This window comes from Streptomyces sp. NPDC111802, assembly GCF_055634335.1.
The window spans coordinates 1-17769 of sequence record NZ_JBVKCZ010000007.1; the positions used below are offsets into that span (position 1 = coordinate 1).

A 17769-nucleotide genomic window follows, 5' to 3' on the forward strand; every position below is an offset into this window, starting at 1 on the left:
GTTTGAGGAGCGGGGGTCCAGGGGGCGGAGCCCCCTGGCCGGGGTCGAAGGGGCGGAGCCCCTGGGGATGGGACGGGTAGGGGCGGCGGGGGCGAAAAACGCCCGTCAGCCGCCGGCCGCCGCCCGCACCAACCCCCGCATCACCCGCACATCCGCCCCCATCTCCGGATGCCACTGCACCCCCAACACCCACCCCCCGGACGGCAGTTCCACCGCCTCCACCGTGCCGTCCGCCGCGTACGCCGACGGGACCAGACCCTCGCCGAGCCGGTCCACGGCCTGGTGGTGATACGTCGGCACGGACGTCTCCTCCGGCACGAGACCGCCGTAAAGACTCCCCGGCACCGGCTTGACGGTGTGGCTGCCGAAGACGCCCACGACCTCCGCGTGACCGTCGAGGTGCTGGACGAGCGTCCCGCCGAGGGCGACGTTCAGCAGCTGCATACCCCGGCAGATGCCCAGCAGCGGGACGCCCGCCGTCACCGCCGCGTCGATCAGGGCCAGCTCCCACGCGTCCCGCTCGTGCGCGGGCGGCCCGGTGCGGGGCTCGCGCTGCGCGCCGTACCTGCCCGGTTCCACATCCGGCCCGCCCGCGATGACCAGCCCGTCCAGCCGGGCCACGGCGGCCGCCGCCTGCTCAGGGTCGTCCGGCGGGAGCATCGCCGCCAGGCCCCCCGCCCGCTGTACCAGCCGCGGATAGCCGACCGGCAGCAGTGCCGCCTCCAGCTCCCACACGCCCCAGCGCGCACCGGACTCCAGATAGGTGCTGACCCCGATCAGCGGCCTGGCCACAGCAACTCCTCGAACTCGAACATTCAGTCCCGTGCCAACTCTGCCTCGGCCGCCGCCAGCGCCGCGAACTCCTCCTCCGGAGCGGTCGCCACCAGACGCTTACGGCTGTACAGGCCGAAGTAACCGAGGGCCACGACGTACACCACCAGCGCGATCACCGCCGCTGTCACGTCCACCAGGAACGTCGCCACCAGCGCCGCGCACGCCAGCACCAGGGCGACCGACGACGTCAGCACCCCGCCGGGCGTGCGATACGGCCGTGCCAGCTCCGGCTCCCGGCGGCGCAGCACGATGTGCGACAGGGACATCAGCGCGTAGGAGATGGTCGCGCCGAAGACCGCGATGTTCAGCATCCGCGCGCCGTCGCCCGTCACCGCCGCCAGCAGGAAGCCGACCGTGCCGGGCACCAGCAGACCCAGGTACGGCGCCTTGCGGCGGCTGGTGAGGGACAGGAAGCGGGGGAGGTAGCCCGCGCGCGACAGGGCGAACAGCTGGCGCGAGCCCGCGTAGATCAGGGAGAAGAAGGACGCCACCAGGCCCGCGAGCCCGGCGTAGTTCACGATCCGGCTCAGGGTCGTGGCCTTCCCGTCCGGCTGGAGCGCTTCGACCAGCGGGTTGCCCGCCTCCTGGACCGCCGCCGAGCCGCGTGCGCCGGCCGCCGCGAAGAAGGTCACCACGGCCAGGACGACGAGGATGGCCATCGACCAGCGGATCGCCTTCGGCAGCGTACGGGCCGGGTCCTTGGTCTCCTCGGCGGCCAGCGGCACCCCCTCGACGCCCAGGAAGAACCACATGCCGAACGGGAACGCCGCCCAGATGCCGAGCAGGCCGAAGGGCAGCCAGGAGCTCGACCCCGCCGCCGAGGTGTCGACCGGGATGTCGTCGAGCGATCCGAGGGAGAAGTCCGGCAGCGCCGCCAGCGCGAACACGATCAGGGCCACCACCGCGATGCCGGTGACCACGAAGCTGAAGCGCAGGGCCTCGCCGACGCCCCACAGATGGATGCCGAGGAAGATCGCGAAGCAGACCAGGTACATCGGCCAGCCGGACTCCAGCCCGAACAGGCCCAGCGACTCGACGTAGTCGCCGATGAAGATGACGATGGCGGCGGGCGCGAGGACGTACTCGATGAGAATCGCCGTACCGGTCAGGAAGCCGCCCCAGGGGCCCAGGGCCCGGCGGGCGAAGCCGTAGCCGCCGCCGGCCGTCGGCAGGATCGAGGACAGTTCGGCGAGGGCGAAGACCATGCAGGCGTACATCGTGCCCATGAGCACCATGGCGATCGCCAGGCCGCCGAAGCCCCCCTCGGCCAGGCCGAAGTTCCAGCCGGAGTAGTCGCCGGAGACGACGTAGGCGACACCGAGTCCGGTCAGCAGCACCCAGCCGGCGCTGCCGCGGCGCAGGGCTCTGCGCTCCAGATAGTCGTCCGCCTCGGCGGCGGCGGGTGTGCTTGTGGATTCGAGGGACATGGACCAACTCCCCACGTGCGGTGGACACCGGGCATTTCCGGGCACGGTGGGGTCGACCGGGCTCCGGTTCAATGGAATGGATCCATACCTTTGCGGTGTCGGTCGCTCGAACGCAATACCCCTGCGTTAATCGGTGGTAAATCCACGCTCACGGGGGGCTGTGTGCCGCGCTCAGCCGAGGAAGCCCCGCAGCAGCGCCGCCGTGCCCCCGCAGTGCTCGCGCATGATCTCCCGCGCCTCCTCGGCGTCGCCCTCGATCACGGCCTCCACCAGGGCCGTGTGCTGGCGCTGGGAGTGCTCCAGGTTGCGGACCAGCAGCGGGATGCAGTCGAGCAGGTCGTTCACGTTGGCGCGTACGGCCGCGTACTGGGCGGTGAGCGTGGGGGAGCCGGACAGTTCGGCGAGGGTGAGGTGCAGCAGCGTGTCCAGGCGGCGGTACTCGGCCAGCGGGGCGTCATGCGTGTGCGCCAGGGCCTCGCGGAGGCGGTTCGTCTGCTCCTCGTCCAGCCCGTGCGCCGCGCACAGCCCGGCCGCGCCCACCTCCAGGACCTCGCGGAAGCGCAGCGTGTCCTCGACGTCGACGTGCTTCAGACGGCGGCGCAGCTCCTCCTCGCCGGGCGTCACGGGGCGCGGCAGCACGAACGTTCCGCCGTAGCGTCCGCGCCGCGACTCCACCAGGCCCTGGTCCTGGAGGACCTTCAGCACCTCGCGCAGCGTCACCCGGCTGATCCCCAGCCGGTCCGCCAACTCCCGCTCGGCGGGCAGCCGTTCGCCGCCCGGCACCAGACCGAGCCGGACCACCTGGAGGATCTGCTCCAGGGCCTCCTCGAAGCCGTTGCCGGCCCGCACCGGCCGCAGCACCGAGGTCAGCCGGTCGTCGGCTCCGGGCGCCCCGTGCTCCGTTTCCGCCTGCGACATATGGCCGGACCCCCTTCCCAATCAATGGTCCTGCGCAATACCTTATGGCTCCCGGCCGACCGAAGCAGCCGTATGGAGGCTCTCCCGTGGCAGACCGCACACCCCCGCTGAGCGTCGAGGAGCTGCACGCCCTCGTCGCGAGCGGTGAGATCGACACTGTCGTACTGGCCTTCCCCGATATGCAAGGGCGGCTCCAGGGCAAGCGGTTCGCCGCCCGCTTCTTCCTCGACGAGGTACTCCAGCACGGCACCGAGGGCTGCAACTACCTCCTCGCCGTCGACACCGAGATGAACACCGTCGACGGCTACGCCATGTCGTCCTGGGACCGCGGCTACGGCGACTTCGCCATGCACCCCGACCTGGCCACGCTGCGCCGCGTGCCCTGGAACGCGGGTACGGCCATGCTGATCGCCGACCTGGCCTGGAACGACGGCTCGCCCGTGGTCGCCGCGCCCCGCCAGATCCTGCGCCGCCAGCTGGAGCGCCTCGCCGAGCACGGGTACACCGCGAACGTCGGCACCGAGCTGGAGTTCATCGTCTTCAAGGACACCTACGAGCAGGCGTGGGACGCGAACTACCGTGGGCTCACCCCCGCCAACCAGTACAACATCGACTACTCGGTGCTCGGCACCGGGCGGATCGAACCGCTGCTGCGGCGCATCCGCAACGAGATGGCGGGCGCCGGGCTCACCGTCGAGTCCGCCAAGGGCGAGTGCAACCCCGGCCAGCACGAGATCGCCTTCAGGTACGACGACGCCCTGGTCACCTGCGACCAGCACGCGATCTACAAGACCGGCACCAAGGAGATCGCCGCCCAGGAGGGCGTCTCGATCACCTTCATGGCCAAGTACAACGAGCGCGAGGGCAACTCCTGCCACATCCACCTCTCGCTCGCGGACGCGGCCGGCGACAACGCCATGGCGGGGGACGGCGAAGGAGGCATGTCCGACGTCATGCGGCACTTCCTCGCCGGTCAGCTGGCCGCGCTGCGCGACTTCTCCCTCCTCTACGCCCCCAACATCAACTCCTACAAGCGGTTCCAGCCGGGCTCCTTCGCCCCGACCGCCGTCGCCTGGGGGTACGACAACCGCACCTGCGCCCTGCGCGTCGTCGGCCACGGCCGCTCGATGCGCTTCGAGAACCGCCTCCCCGGCGGCGACGTCAACCCGCACCTCGCGGTGGCAGGGCTGGTGGCCGCCGGTCTGTACGGCATCGAGCAGAAACTGGAGCTGCCCGAGCCCTGTCCCGGCAACGCCTACGCCGCCGACTTCGAGCACGTCCCCACGACCCTGCGCGAGGCCGCCGAGCTCTGGGAGAACAGCCCGATCGCCAAGGCCGCCTTCGGCGACGAGGTCGTCGCCCACTACCGCAACATGGCGCGCGTCGAGCTGGACGACTTCGACGCCGCGGTCACCGACTGGGAGCTGCGCCGCTCCTTCGAACGCATGTGAGGCCCTCCTTGTCCGACCAGCTCCAGGTACTCAATCCGGCCACCGAAGAGGTCGTCGCCACCGTCCCGGCCGCCACCGCGGCCGACGTGGACGCGGCGGTCGTACGGGCCACCAGGGCGCAGTCCGTGTGGTCCGCCCTCGCGCCCGGCGAACGCGCCCGGCTGCTGCGCCGGTTCGCCGCCGCCGTCGACGAACACGTGGAGGAACTCGCCCAGTTGGAGGTCCGCGAGGCCGGGCACACCGTCGGCAACGCCCGCTGGGAGGCGGGCAACGTCCGGGATCTGCTCGACTACGCGGCCGGGGGAGTGGAACGGCTCACCGGCCGTCAGATCCCGGTCCCCGGCGGCCTGGACGTGACGATCCTCGAACCGCTGGGTGTCGTCGGCGTCATCGCCCCCTGGAACTTCCCGATGCCGATCGCGGCCTGGGGCACCGCCCCGGCGCTCGCGGCGGGCAACGCCGTCATCCTCAAGCCCGCCGAGACGACCCCGCTGACGGCTCTGCGACTGGCGGAACTCGCCCTGGAAGCGGGACTTCCCGAGGGACTGTTCCAAGTCCTGCCCGGTCACGGCCCGGTCGCGGGCAACGCCCTCGTCGAGCACCCCGGCGTCGCGAAGATCGTCTTCACCGGGTCAACGACCGTGGGCAAACAGGTGTTGGCGAAGGGCTCGGCACTCCTCAAGCGCGTCACCCTCGAACTCGGCGGCAAGAGCCCCAACATCGTCTTCGCCGACGCCGACCTCGAAGCCGCCGCGGCCGCCACGCCCATGTCGTTCCTCGACAACTCCGGCCAGGACTGCTGCGCCCGCACCCGCATCCTCGTCCAGCGCTCCGCATACGACCGCTTCATGGAGCTGCTGAGCCCCGCGATCGAAGCCGTGACCGTCGGCGACCCGGCCGACGACGGGACCGACATGGGCCCGCTCATCTCCAAGGCCCAGCTGGACCGGGTCCGTTCGTACGTCACCGACGACCTCGACGGCATCCGCGGCAAGGCCCCCGAGGGCCCCGGCTTCTGGTTCCCGCCCACCGTCCTCACCGGCGTCGACCCGCACGCCCGCGTGGCCGTCGAGGAGGTCTTCGGCCCCGTCGCCGTCGTCCTCCCCTTCGAGGACGAGGCGGCGGCCGTCGCCCTCGCCAACGCCACCGACTACGGCCTCTCCGGCTCCATCTGGACCCGTGACGTCGGCCGCGCCCTGCGCGTCTCCCAGGCGGTCCGGGCCGGCAACCTGTCCGTCAACTCCCACTCCAGCGTGCGCTACTGGACCCCCTTCGGCGGCTTCAAGCAGTCCGGCATCGGCCGCGAGCTGGGCCCGGACGCCCTGACCGCCTTCACCGAAACCAAGAACGTCTTCATCAGCACGGAAGGCCCCGCACAGTGACCGAAGAAAACGTGTGCCGCCGACTGGTCGGCCGTACCGCCGTCATCACCGGCGCCGGCAGCGGCATCGGCCTCGCCACCGCCCGCCGGCTCGCCTCCGAGGGCGCCCACGTCGTCTGCGGCGACATCGACGAGCAGCGCGGCAAGGCGGCCGCCGAGGAGCTCGGCGGGATCTTCGTGAAGGTCGACGTCACCGACCCCGAGCAGGTCGAGGCGCTGTTCAAGGCGGCGTACGACACCTACGGCAGCGTCGACATCGCCTTCAACAACGCCGGCATCTCGCCGCCCGACGACGACTCCATCCTGGAGACCGGCCTGGAGGCCTGGAAGCGCGTCCAGGAGGTCAACCTCACCTCCGTCTACCTCTGCTGCAAGGCCGCCATCCCCTACATGCGGCAGCAGGGCAAGGGCTCCATCATCAACACGGCGTCCTTCGTGGCCCGGATGGGCGCGGCGACCTCGCAGATCTCGTACACGGCCTCCAAGGGCGGCGTCCTGGCGATGTCGCGCGAACTCGGTGTGCAGTTCGCCCGCGACGGCATCCGGGTCAACGCCCTGTGCCCGGGCCCGGTCAACACCCCGCTCCTCCAGGAGCTGTTCGCCAAGGACCCGGAGCGCGCCGCACGCCGGCTCGTGCACATCCCGGTCGGCCGTTTCGCCGAGGCCGAGGAGATCGCCGCCGCGGTCGCGTTCCTGGCCAGCGACGACTCCTCCTTCGTGAACGCCACCGACTTCCTGGTCGACGGCGGAATCTCGGGGGCGTACGTCACGCCGCTGTAGGCCGCCCTACAGTTGCCGGAATGAGCATCACGCCCCCGCCCGGCTGGTACCGCGACCCCTCCGCCCCGCATGTGGAGCGCTGGTGGGACGGAACGGCCTGGACCGAGCACCGGCGCGCCCCCGAGGCGACGGCACCGCCGTCCCCGACGCCGCCGGTGCCCGGTCCGCAGGGGTACGCGCCGCATACGACCGTGCCGATGACACCCGGGCGGCCCACCGCCGGCGGTGCCTCCGGGCGGGCACCCAAGGTCGTCGCCCTCGTCGCCGCGGGGGCCGTCCTGCTCACGGCGATCGTCACGGGCGTGATCGTCCTCGGCGAGGACGACGGGGACGCGAGCGTGGACACGGCGCCCACGCTCGGGACCTCGGCGCCGGTGGACCGCGAGCCGGCCTCCGACACCCCCACCCCGTCGGACTCCGCCTCCGAGCCCGCCGCCGACGAGGCGGCCGTGGTGACGGACCAGCTCAACGGGATCACCCTGCCGTTGCTCGCCGGCTGGGTCAGGCCCCGCAACCTCACCGAGGCGGACGTCCTGATGACCACGGACGGCACCTACGAGTGCCCCGCCGACTTCGGCTACTGCCGGCACGGCAAGGTCAGCTCGCGCACGGCGACCGCCGACGACGGGACCTCCCCGGAGGCCATCGCCAAGGCGGACATCCAGGACGCGGCCGGCGACGCCTATGACCGCGACTTCGTCGGCCGGCGCCCCTTCGGCGGCATCGAGTCCCACCAGGTGTTGGGATCCGGCCCGGTCACGGTGTCGGGGCGGGCCGGTTACTTCGTGCGCTGGCGGGTCACGACGGCCGAGGGACCGGGCGGCTACGTCCAGTCGCTGGCCTTCCCGTCCCGCGTCGGCACCGAGTCGCCGGTCGTCGTGCGCTATGTCTTCGACGCGGGCGAGGACGGGCCGCCGCTGGCCGACATGGACCGCTTCACCCAGGGCATCCGGTCCACGGCCAACTGAGCTACAGGAACGTGTGCCCCTCACCCCGGTAGGTCGGCACGGTCGCCGTCACCGCGTTGCCCTCGACGAGGTGCAGCGCGTCGAACCGCTCGCACATCTCACCGGCCTTGGCGTGCCGGAACCACACCTTGTCGCCGATCAGCAGATCGTCGGCGGGGGAGCCCAGCAGCGGTGTCTGCACCTCGCCGGGCCCCTCCTGGGGGTCGTAGCGCAGCCCTTCCGGCAGATAAGGCACCGGCAACCGGTCCTGCCCCGCCACGCCCGAGGCCGGATACCCGCCCCCGAGGACGGTCACCACGCCGACCCCCGGCCGGCGCACGACCGGCTGGGCGAACAGCGCGGCCGGACGACCGCTGAACGACGTGTAGTTGTCGAACAGCCTCGGTACGTACAGCCCCGACCCGGCACCGATCTCGGTCACGGCGTCCTCGGCGGCCGTGAACTGCACACTGCCGGTCCCGCCGCCGTTGACGAACTCGAGCCCCGGCACCACGGCCCGCACCGCCCGCACCACCTCGGCCCGGCGCTCGGCGAGCTCCCGGCGGGCGGCGGCCTGCATCAGCCGTACGGCACGCGACCTGAGCGGCCGCCCCGCCACGGAGTCACCGACGCCCGCGATGTGGCCCTCGTACGCCATGATCCCGACGACCTCGAACCCCGGGCGCCGCGAGACGGCCCGGGCCATGTCGGCGACCTGCGCGGGGGAGTGCAGCGGGGAGCGCCGGGCGCCGACCCGCACTCGTCCCCCCAGCAGCTTCAGCGAGGTGTCCAACTCCAGGCAGACCCGCACCACTTCGCGGCCGCCGTTGCGTGCCCCGTCGATCAGCCGCAGCTGTGCCGGGTCGTCGATCATCACGGTGACGGCGGACGCGAGCTTGGGATCGCTCGTCAGCTCGGCGAAACCGGCGCGGTCGGCCGACGGGTAGGCGAGCAGGACGTCGTCGAACCCGGAGCGCGCGAGCCACAGGGACTCGGCGAGGGTGAAGGACATCAGGCCCGCGAAGCCGTCCTTCGCGAGCACGCGTTCCAGCAGGGCCCGGCAGCGTACGGACTTGCTGGCGACGCGGATCGGCTTTCCGCCGGCCCGGCGGCGCATGTCGTCCGCGTTGGCGTCGAAGGCGTCCAGGTCCACGATCGCGAGTGGGGCTTCGAGATGGGCGGTGGCCCGTTCGTAACGGGCCCGGTCAGCGGCGCGCGCAGTCATGAACGCAGCCTGCCAGACGGGATTACCGCAGGGTAGGGGGACGTTCCGGGCAGATGTGCACGGGGTCGTGGACTGGTTCCCGTTCGCGCAGGTTCAACCCGTAGAGTGACGCGCACGCACGTGGGAACGTCCCCGGCCGCACGTCCGCGCCGGGATGACGCTCCCTCGGTGCGGGTATGCGTGCCTGGTCGGAGGAGTCCGTGCCGGGTGGGGCAGACGGAACAACGCAGCGGCGGCCCGCGCACGAGGGCGGGCCCGGGTACGAGGAAACGGGGGGTGCATGAGCACGGAAGCGCGTCGCGCCTCCATCCCCCCACGCCCGGCTACACCGCCCCCGCCCGCCGTCCCGCCCCGCCCTGCGGCCCCGCCCAGACCCGCGGACCCGCCGAGGGCCGGCGACCAGCGGGACGAGAAGACGGACGAACCGGGCACGGCGACCCCACGACCGACCGGCGAGGGCGCGCGAACGGAGGGATCGGTGCCAGGCGGTGTCGGCGTGCGGCGGGACTCTCCCGGCGACCCTTCGGACGGACCTGACAGACGTACGGCAGGCGTGAGACGGGATGCTCCCGGCGGTGCGCCGGCCGGATTCACGGCCGCGACGGGCGGCCCGTCGAGTTCCCGCACACCGACGGCGCCCACGTCCGGAAACGGCCCGGGCATGCCCGCCCCACGCCGTCACACCGGCGGAGCCGCGACGTCCGGTGCGCAGCCTCAGCCGTCCCCGCGCATCCCGGCCCCCGGCCCCGGCACCCCCACGGCCCCGCCCCCGCCCCGGGCCTCGGCCCGCTTCCCGGACGCCCCGCCGACGACCGCCCACACGGACCCCGGTGACCCACCACGCGCCGAGGCCCCGGGCCAGCCGGCACCCGGAGCCACGTCGCCGCGCCCTGCTTCGCCGAGTCAGGAAGGCGCTGGCCGGTCGGTGCCGGGGGCTGTTCCGCCCCGTTCCGCTTCGCCGCGCTCTGAAAGCACTGGGCAGTCGGCGTCGCGAGCCATGCCGCCCCGCTCCGACTCGCCGCGCCCCGAAGGCACCGGTCAGTCGGCGCCCCGAGCCCCTCAGCCGCGTGCCGCCGAGCGGCCCTCGGCGCCACGCCGCGCCGGCGCCCCCGCCGAGACGGCGGCGGAGACCACGTTCCGCCTTCGCCCGATCCCGGCGGATCCGTCACGCGGCTCCGGCAACCGGCCCGCCACCGACCGCAATTCCGGCGCGCGCGGCGCCGCTGCCGGGCGGGGTTCCGCCGGAGCGCCTTCCCGGCCGGGCTCCGCCCCCGGCGTATCCGCCCCTCTGCCTCCGATGCGCCCCGCGCACGAGCCCCCTTCCGGCGGTGCGGCCGGGTCCGGTTACGCGGGCTCGGCGCCTGCCGGCCCTCCCCGGGACATGCCGCCCTCCGCCGCCTTCTCGCCCGACCCCTCCCACTCCTGGAGTGCCCCGATGTCGCCGGGTTCCGGGCGGCCCTTCGTGTCGTTCGGGGAGCCCGAGGGGTACGACCAGCAGGCTCGGCCTCGATCCCTCGGGGTGCGCATCCGGCCCCGGATCGCGGCGGCCGCCGCCTGTGTCGTGCTCGGCGTAGGGCTCATCGGCGGTGCCCTGACCGGCAGTTGGCTGGTCGGGGACAGCGGTGACGACGGTGCGCAGGACACCTTCGCCGAGGCCGGGAGCCTCTGGCACAGCGTCCCCGTGAACCAGCTGTTCCCGCCCACCGTGAGCGGCAAGGGCGCCGGTCCCGGCGGCGCCGACCGCACCTGGACGCGGATCGCCGTCGCACCGGACACCGGCTGCGCGGACGCCTTCGACCCGCTGCTGCGCAAGGCTCTCGCCCCCGTCGGCTGCGAACGCCTCCTGCGGGCCACCTACATCGACGCCACCCAGAGCTACGTCACCACCGTCGGTCTGCTCTTCACCACGGCCGACGCCACCGCGATGCGCTCGCTCGACTCCCGCTTCACCAAGGAGGGCCTCGACCGCCGTACGGACCTGATGCCCCGCCCGTACGCCGCCAAGGGCACCCCGGCCGCCGGATTCGGCGACGAGCAGCGCGCCTCCTGGACCGTCTCGGTACTCACCGACGCCCCCGTCGTCGTGTTCGCCGTCTCCGGCTGGGCCGACGACCGCACCGTCGACGACCCCCAGCCCGCCGAGGAGGCCATGGAGTCCGGCGCCACCACGGCCATCGCCCAGGCAGGCCTCGGCCATGAGGCGCGGGGCCTCGCCGACCGCGTCGAACGCGCCCTGCGCAAGAACGTCGGCCCGTCCACGGAGCAGTCGTCATGACCACCGGCCCGAACACCGGCACGAACACCGGCATGAACAGCGCGGCGGCCGACGCCGTGACTCGTGCTGTGAAGAACCTCGTGACCCGCCGCACCGGCCCCCTCGCCGTCCTCCTCGGCGCCGGCCTCGCCCTGCTGCCGCCCACCGCGGCGCACGCCGACTCCATACGCGCCCAGCAGTGGGCCCTGGAGGCCATGCACACCCAGGAGGCCTGGCAGACCACCAAGGGCGAGGGCGTCACCGTGGCCGTCCTCGACACCGGCGTGGAGGCCGACCACCCCGACCTCGCCGGCAACATCCTCCAGGGCAAGGACATGGTCGGCTTCGGAGCCGAGCGTGGCGACCGCGCCTGGGCCCGGCACGGCACCGCGATGGCCGGCATCATCGCCGGCCACGGACACGGCGCCGGGAACGGCGACGGTGTCCTCGGCATCGCCCCCGAGGCCAAGATCCTCCCCGTCCGCGTCATCCTCGAGGACGGCGACCCCGCCCGCGCCAAGGCCCGCAGCACCCGCGGCAACGCCCTCGCCGAGGGCATCCGCTGGGCCGCCGACCACGGCGCCGACGTCATCAACCTCTCCCTCGGCGACGACTCCAGGTCCGCCCACCCCGAGGCCGGTGAGGACGAGGCCGTCCAGTACGCCCTGAAGAAGGGCGCCGTCGTCGTCGCCTCGGCCGGCAACGGCGGGGAGAAGGGCGACCACATCTCCTACCCGGCCGCCTACCCGGGCGTGATCGCCGCGACCGCCGTCGACCGCTACGGCACCCGCGCCTCCTTCTCCACCCGCCGCTGGTACGCCACGGTCAGCGCCCCCGGCGTCAACGTCGTCATCGCGGACCCCGACCGCAAGTACTACGAGGGCTGGGGCACGAGCGCCGCGGCCGCCTTCGTCTCCGGCGCGGTGGCCCTGGTCAAGGCAGCCCACCCCGGCCTGACCCCGGCCCAGATCAAGAAGCTCCTGGAGGACACGGCCCGCAACGCCCCCGCCGACGGCCGCGACGACTCCCGCGGCTACGGCTTCATCGATCCGGCCGCCGCCATCAAGAAGGCCGCCGGCCTGAAGCCGGGAAGCCTGAAGCCGGCGGCGTACGGCGAGCAGTACTTCGGCTCGGGCCCCGACGCCGCCTCCTCGGACGAGGACGCGACGAGCTGGACCGCCTGGCTCGCGGGCGGCGTCGGCGGGACGCTCCTGGTGTCGGCGGTCGTCGTGTGGCGGGGCCGCCGCGGACGCTTCGGTTCCTAGAAGGCGGCTCGGAGCTACGACGAGGCCGTGGCGGACACCGGCGGCGCGGAAGCCGACGCGTCCTGATCGGCGAACACCGACACCGCCGCCACCGCCGCCGTCTCGACCAGCGAAATCCCTTTCGCCTGTGTCGTGTTGCCGTTCGACAGCGCGGCCACCAGACAGTCACGGCCGTCGACCGTCACCCGCCCGATGCTGTTGATGTCCCACAGCCCGGTCGCCGTACGCGGCAGCCAGCCGTTCTTCAGCGCCCACGCGGAACCGTCGGCCGCCGCCGACACCCCCCACCGCTGATCCGCGGCGATCTGCCCCATCAGGCCGCGCAGATACCTCCGCGAGGCCTCGCTCAGCTCCGAGTCCTCCCCGAACACCTGCCGCAGCAGCCGGAGTTGATCGGCGGCGGTGGTCTGGGTCAGCCCCCACAGCATCCCGTCGCCGCCCTCGGTCCCGGTGAGCCCGAAGCGCTCGTTCGCGGCGTCGAGTCCCTCGGCCTCGCCGATCGTGCGCCACAGCTGCGACGCGGAGGCGTTGTCGCTGTTCTCGATCATCGCGGTCGCGTACGACTTCTCCGCCGCCGTCAGCTGCCGCCCCGCGTCCTGCGCCTGGAGCAGCAGCGCGGCCAGGATGTCGACCTTGACGATGCTCGCGGTGTCGAAGCTGCCGTCTCCGTACGTGGCACTCGCACCGGACTCCAGGTCCAGCACCGCCACCGTCACCTCGGCGCCGTCCTCGACGGTCACCGACTCCATGGCCTCGGCCAGCAGTGCGTCGTGGTCCACGGTCGGCTCCGCCACCGGCTCCACAGATTCCTCCCCACCCGCCCGGACCGACACCGACGCCGAGGGCGTCGCCGCCGACGATACGGCGCTCCCGCCCGAGTGCGCCTGAGCCTTCACATACACGGTCCCCACGGTGGCACCGCTGACGACGAGGACGAAGGCGAGCGCGGTGTAGGGCAGGGGCCGGTGACGCGGGCGGACTCTGGAGGACTCCATCCCGCGATCGTCGGGGCGGCGGCTGTGCGGGCCGTTAGACGGACGTTAGATGTGTGTCAGGGAAATCTGAGATTCCGGTGAGGGTGTCACCGCCAGGTTTCCGGGGCCGCACAAGCCCAGCAGTATCCCCCCGATAGGGTCGGTGACCGTGGCGAACAAGAACATTCCCGACTCCCTCTTCTCCGACGACGACGGCTCCGCCGACCCCCGGCTGAGCGCCGCGCTCGCGGCCTGGGCCGAGGACCGCACCGCCGAGGGCCCGGTCCTGGAGGCGCTCAAGAGCGCCCGGCTGCTCGTGCCGGTCGTCGCGGTGCTCGGCGAGGTCGAGGAGGACGAGAACGGACTGCGCCGCGAGAAGACCAGCGACATGGCGGTGCCCACCCTGAAGGCCGGCGGCCGCACCGCCCTGCCCGCCTTCACCTCCACCGAGTCCCTCGCCCGCTGGGACCCGGCCGCGCGCCCCGTCGCCGTACCCCTGCACCAGGCCCTGCAGGCCGCGGCGCACGAGAAGGCGGACACGATCGTCCTCGACATGGCCGGGCCGGTGCCCTACGAGCTGACGGGGCGCGCGCTGCTCGCACTCGCCGAGGGGCGTACGACCACGGATCCGCTGGCCGACCCCGCCGTGCGGGCGGCGGTGCGGGCCGCGGTGGCCGCCGAGCCGGCCGTGCGGCGCGCCCATCTCGGCCCCGGCCAGGCCGACGGCACGCTCGCGCTCGTGCTGGACCCCTCCGCCCCGCCCGCCGAGGCCGCCCGTGCGGTCGCGGAGCGGCTCGCCGCCGACGAAACGCTGAGGGCCCGCCTGGTGCGCGGTCTCGACCTGGCACTGCTGCCGGCCGGGACGACGCCTCCGGGCGAGCCCCTGTACGTACGCGGGTGAACTAGGCCGTGTCCGCAAAGTCCCGCCTGCCCCGTGACGCCTGGCACGCTCCCCCACTGCCTTAAGGGCGTGGGAGGTGCCCCCACTCGCCGCACCGGGCGAAGCCCCGAGTACATCCAGTACAAGGGGCTCCGCCCGGCACGCCGAGAGCACGCACCATACGCCGCGGGGCCCGCCCTCCGGGCGGACGACGGGACTTTGCGGACACGACCTAGCCGTAGATCGGGCCGGTGTACTTCTCGCCCGGCCCCTGTCCCGGCTCGTCCGGGACGATCGACGCCTCGCGGAAGGCCAGCTGCAGCGACTTCAGGCCGTCGCGCAGCGGCGCCGCGTGGAACGAGCTGATCTCGGTCGCGCTCGCGTCCAGCAGCCCGGCGAGGGCGTGCACCAGCTTGCGGGCCTCGTCCAGGTCCTTGTACTTGTCGCCCTCCTCGGTCAGACCGAGCTTCACGGCGGCCGCGCTCATCAGGTTGACGGCGACCGTCACGATCACCTCGACGGCGGGGACCTCGGCGATGTCGCGGGTCATCTCGTCGAAGTGGGGGGAATCGGGGGACTCAGGAGGGGTGTCACTCATGTCCCACACGATAGGGCCCGATGCCCGCCGGTTCGCACCACCCCCGGGTAGCTGCTAACCTTGTGTGACGACCGGCTGGATACTCGAGTGTCCGGCCCACAAGTGGAGGCTCCGATCTCCCACCTGACCGTCCCACGGGGCGGCGGGTCACCCCGGTCAGGCGGCCACCATCGTTCCGTACGGACGATGGAGTCGCCCGAAAGCGCGCCCCGCGATCATCGCGGCGGTGCTCCGGTAGTGCTTTGGAGCCCCGCCTGTGATCGTCCGGGGCATTTTTTGTGCTTCGGCGCGGTTAGGTCTGTCGAAAAGAGACAAAACGCGGCCGTCCGCCAGACTGCCGTGTGGTGCTAACCGAGGAGGATCCATCAGCGCCGAGCCCCGCATCAACGACCGGATTCGCGTTCCCGAGGTGCGACTTGTCGGTCCCAGTGGCGAGCAGGTGGGCATTGTCCCGCTGGCCAAGGCACTGGAGCTTGCGCAGGAGTACGACCTGGACCTGGTCGAGGTCGCGGCGAACGCCCGTCCGCCCGTGTGCAAGCTCATGGACTACGGGAAGTTCAAGTACGAGTCGGCCATGAAGGCCCGTGAGGCGCGCAAGAACCAGGCGCACACGGTCATCAAGGAGATGAAGCTCCGGCCGAAGATCGACCCGCACGACTATGACACCAAGAAGGGTCACGTCGTCCGGTTCCTCAAGCAGGGCGACAAGGTCAAGATCACGATCATGTTCCGTGGTCGCGAGCAGTCCCGGCCCGAGCTGGGCTACCGACTGCTGCAGCGTCTCGCGGAGGACGTGGCCGACCTCGGGTTCGTGGAGTCGAACCCGAAGCAGGACGGCCGCAACATGATCATGGTTCTCGGTCCGCACAAGAAGAAGACCGAGGCGATGGCCGAGGCCCGCCAGGCGCAGGAAGCCCGCAAGGCTGAAGCGAAGGCCAACCCCGGCAAGTCGCAGAACGCCGCGGACGGCGAGATCGCCGAGGCCCCTGCCGAGGCCGAGGCCCCTGCCGAGGCTTCCGCCGAGGCGTGATCCCGGGGGACGACAGTCCCCAGGACGTAACCGATACAAGAGCGACGCTCCACCGTGCCCGGTTTCACGACCGGGCACCGGAGCGCCACCGACGAGGAGAGAACGGCGCTATGCCGAAGAACAAGTCGCACAGCGGTGCCAGCAAGCGCTTCAAGATCACCGGCTCCGGCAAGGTGCTCCGTGAGCGCGCCGGCAAGCGCCACCTGCTCGAGCACAAGTCGTCGACGCGGACGCGTCGCCTCACCGGCAACGCCGAGATGGCCCCGGGCGACGCCAAGAAGATCAAGAAGCTTCTCGGCAAGTGACGTACGCGGCGCTTTTGCTTGAGCGCCGAACGTCTGGACCGGGACCCAATCGATACCGGGCCGTGTGAGTCCAACCGCGGCCCCGCTACAAGGAGTAAAAAGTGGCACGCGTCAAGCGGGCAGTGAACGCCCACAAGAAGCGCCGGGCGATCCTCGAGCAGGCCTCCGGCTACCGCGGTCAGCGTTCGCGCCTGTACCGCAAGGCCAAGGAGCAGGTCACCCACTCGCTGGTCTACAACTACAACGACCGCAAGAAGCGCAAGGGTGACTTCCGGCAGCTGTGGATCCAGCGCATCAACGCCGCTGCCCGCGCCAACGGCATCACGTACAACCGCTTCATCCAGGGCCTGAAGGCCGCCAACGTCGAGGTCGACCGCAAGATCCTCGCCGAGCTGGCCGTCAACGACGCGAACGCGTTCGCCGCGCTCGTCGAGGTCGCGCAGAAGGCGCTGCCGAGCGACGTCAACGCCCCCAAGGCGGCGTGAAGCTCCGGCTGCCCCAGGCAGACGTGACTTGAGGGACCCGCAGGCCGAGGAGGTCTGCGGGTCCCGCTGTGTCCGTGAACCTCAGAACTCCAAGGTGAACCCATGCCTCCCGCCAGCCCCGAGCTGATCTCCCCCCGTTCCCCCCGTGTCTCCGCCGCCCGGCGGCTGGCCAAGCGGAACTTCCGGGGCAAGGAGCGGCTGTTTCTCGCGGAGGGGCCGCAGGCCGTGCGGGAGGCGGCGGCCTACGGGTCCACCCTCGTGGAGTTGTTCACGACCGTCGACGCCGCCGAGCGGTACGCCGACATCATCGGTGAGGCCCGTGCCGCCGGCGCCCGTGTGCATCTCGCCGAAGAGCAGGTGATCGCCGACATCTCCACCACCGTGACGCCGCAGGGGCTCGTCGGGATCTGCCGGTTCGTCGACACCCCGTTCGAGGAGATCCTCGCCGCCCGGCCGAAGCTCGTCGCTGTACTCGCCCATGTGCGGGACCCCGGGAACGCCGGGACCGTGCTGCGGTGTGCCGATGCCGCCGGGGCCGAGGCCGTCGTCCTCACCGACGCCTCGGTGGACCTGTACAACCCCAAGGCCGTACGGGCCTCCGTGGGCTCCCTGTTCCACCTGCCCGTCGCCGTGGGCGTGCCCGTCGAGCGGGCCGTGGCCGGGCTCAAGGACGCCGGGGTGCGGATCCTCGCCGCCGACGGCGCCGGTGACCGGGACCTCGACGACGAACTCGACAAGGGGAGCATGGGCGGGCCGACCGCCTGGGTGTTCGGCAACGAGGCATGGGGGCTCCCGGAGGAGACCCGCGCGCTGGCCGACGCCGTCGTGCGCGTCCCGATCCACGGGAAGGCCGAGAGCCTGAACCTCGCCACCGCCGCCGCCGTATGTCTCTATGCGTCGGCCCGTGCACAGCGCGCCTCCGGAGGGTGCCGCACCGTCACCGAGAGCTAAGTCCCTGCCGCCGGATTCCCGCCCGCCCTTCGGGCGGACGCCGGGAATCCGGCGGCAGGGCCTA

The 17769-nt window shown here is 72.2% G+C and carries 16 protein-coding genes and 1 pseudogene; 11 read left to right on the forward strand and 6 right to left on the reverse strand.

The window, feature by feature from the left end:
- Positions 1-105 precede the first annotated feature (105 nt).
- From ACZ7NC_RS09130 to ACZ7NC_RS09140, 3 genes are all read right to left on the reverse strand, one after another.
- On the reverse strand, positions 106-780 hold the full coding sequence (locus ACZ7NC_RS09130; protein WP_471486706.1) for a gamma-glutamyl-gamma-aminobutyrate hydrolase family protein: 675 nt from the start codon (positions 778-780) through the stop codon (positions 106-108).
- 35 nt (positions 781-815) lie between these two features.
- Complete coding sequence (eat, locus tag ACZ7NC_RS09135) at positions 816-2261, reverse strand: ethanolamine permease (RefSeq protein ID WP_471486296.1); 1446 nt, start codon at positions 2259-2261, stop codon at positions 816-818.
- A 171-nt stretch (positions 2262-2432) separates the two neighbouring features.
- Positions 2433-3179 carry a FadR/GntR family transcriptional regulator gene (locus tag ACZ7NC_RS09140; protein WP_471486298.1) on the reverse strand — a complete coding sequence of 249 codons (747 nt, stop codon included), beginning with the start codon at positions 3177-3179 and terminating at the stop codon, positions 2433-2435.
- 86 nt (positions 3180-3265) lie between these two features.
- Between ACZ7NC_RS09140 and ACZ7NC_RS09145 the strand changes: the two genes are divergently transcribed.
- Genes ACZ7NC_RS09145 through ACZ7NC_RS09160 form a run of 4 tightly spaced genes read left to right on the forward strand, consistent with a single transcriptional unit; the run spans position 3266 to position 7759 of the window.
- Positions 3266-4630 carry a glutamine synthetase family protein gene (locus ACZ7NC_RS09145; RefSeq protein ID WP_471486300.1) on the forward strand — a complete coding sequence of 455 codons (1365 nt, stop codon included), beginning with the start codon at positions 3266-3268 and terminating at the stop codon, positions 4628-4630.
- A gap of 8 nt (positions 4631-4638) precedes the next feature.
- Entirely contained in the window at positions 4639-6012 is a 1374-nt protein-coding gene (locus tag ACZ7NC_RS09150; RefSeq protein WP_471486302.1) for an aldehyde dehydrogenase family protein, read from the forward strand.
- Complete coding sequence (locus tag ACZ7NC_RS09155) at positions 6009-6791, forward strand: 3-oxoacyl-ACP reductase (RefSeq protein ID WP_471486304.1); 783 nt, start codon at positions 6009-6011, stop codon at positions 6789-6791. The genes ACZ7NC_RS09150 and ACZ7NC_RS09155 overlap by 4 nt, the downstream gene beginning before the upstream one ends.
- 20 nt (positions 6792-6811) lie before the next feature.
- Positions 6812-7759, forward strand: a complete 948-nt coding sequence (locus tag ACZ7NC_RS09160) for a DUF2510 domain-containing protein (RefSeq protein WP_471486306.1) — start codon at positions 6812-6814, stop codon at positions 7757-7759.
- Position 7760: 1 nt separating this feature from the next.
- Here ACZ7NC_RS09160 and ACZ7NC_RS09165 read toward each other — a convergent pair whose 3' ends face one another.
- On the reverse strand, positions 7761-8963 hold the full coding sequence (locus tag ACZ7NC_RS09165) for an amino acid deaminase/aldolase (protein ID WP_471486308.1): 1203 nt from the start codon (positions 8961-8963) through the stop codon (positions 7761-7763).
- 997 nt (positions 8964-9960) lie between these two features.
- Between ACZ7NC_RS09165 and ACZ7NC_RS09170 the strand changes: the two genes are divergently transcribed.
- Positions 9961-11238, forward strand: a complete 1278-nt coding sequence (locus ACZ7NC_RS09170; protein ID WP_471486309.1) for a hypothetical protein — start codon at positions 9961-9963, stop codon at positions 11236-11238.
- A gap of 32 nt (positions 11239-11270) precedes the next feature.
- Entirely contained in the window at positions 11271-12482 is a 1212-nt protein-coding gene (mycP, locus tag ACZ7NC_RS09175; protein ID WP_471486708.1) for a type VII secretion-associated serine protease mycosin, read from the forward strand.
- Positions 12483-12496: 14 nt separating this feature from the next.
- On the opposite strand, the gene ACZ7NC_RS09180 is transcribed toward mycP, so the two are convergent.
- Positions 12497-13477 carry a serine hydrolase gene (locus ACZ7NC_RS09180; protein WP_471486310.1) on the reverse strand — a complete coding sequence of 327 codons (981 nt, stop codon included), beginning with the start codon at positions 13475-13477 and terminating at the stop codon, positions 12497-12499.
- A gap of 148 nt (positions 13478-13625) precedes the next feature.
- Between ACZ7NC_RS09180 and ACZ7NC_RS09185 the strand changes: the two genes are divergently transcribed.
- Positions 13626-14357 (forward strand): SseB family protein, encoded by a 732-nt coding sequence (locus tag ACZ7NC_RS09185; protein ID WP_471486311.1) that lies wholly within the window; start codon positions 13626-13628, stop codon positions 14355-14357.
- Between the two features lie 211 nt (positions 14358-14568).
- Here the strand turns inward: ACZ7NC_RS09185 and ACZ7NC_RS09190 are convergent, their stop codons facing one another.
- Complete coding sequence (locus tag ACZ7NC_RS09190) at positions 14569-14934, reverse strand: DUF1844 domain-containing protein (RefSeq protein WP_471486313.1); 366 nt, start codon at positions 14932-14934, stop codon at positions 14569-14571.
- Positions 14935-15273: 339 nt separating this feature from the next.
- Here ACZ7NC_RS09190 and infC point away from each other — a divergent pair.
- The 4 genes and pseudogenes from infC (at position 15274) to ACZ7NC_RS09210 (ending at position 17705) form a co-directional block, all read left to right on the forward strand.
- A pseudogene (gene infC, locus ACZ7NC_RS09195) lies at positions 15274-15964 on the forward strand (translation initiation factor IF-3).
- Positions 15965-16074: 110 nt separating this feature from the next.
- Positions 16075-16269: a 50S ribosomal protein L35 gene (gene rpmI / locus ACZ7NC_RS09200; RefSeq protein WP_471486315.1), complete on the forward strand. Its 195-nt coding sequence runs from the start codon at positions 16075-16077 to the stop codon at positions 16267-16269.
- Between the two features lie 101 nt (positions 16270-16370).
- Complete coding sequence (gene rplT, locus ACZ7NC_RS09205) at positions 16371-16754, forward strand: 50S ribosomal protein L20 (RefSeq protein WP_006141703.1); 384 nt, start codon at positions 16371-16373, stop codon at positions 16752-16754.
- Positions 16755-16856: 102 nt separating this feature from the next.
- A complete protein-coding gene (locus ACZ7NC_RS09210) occupies positions 16857-17705 on the forward strand; it encodes a TrmH family RNA methyltransferase (protein ID WP_471486317.1) in 849 nt (282 codons plus the stop codon).
- The last annotated feature ends 64 nt before the right edge of the window (positions 17706-17769 follow it).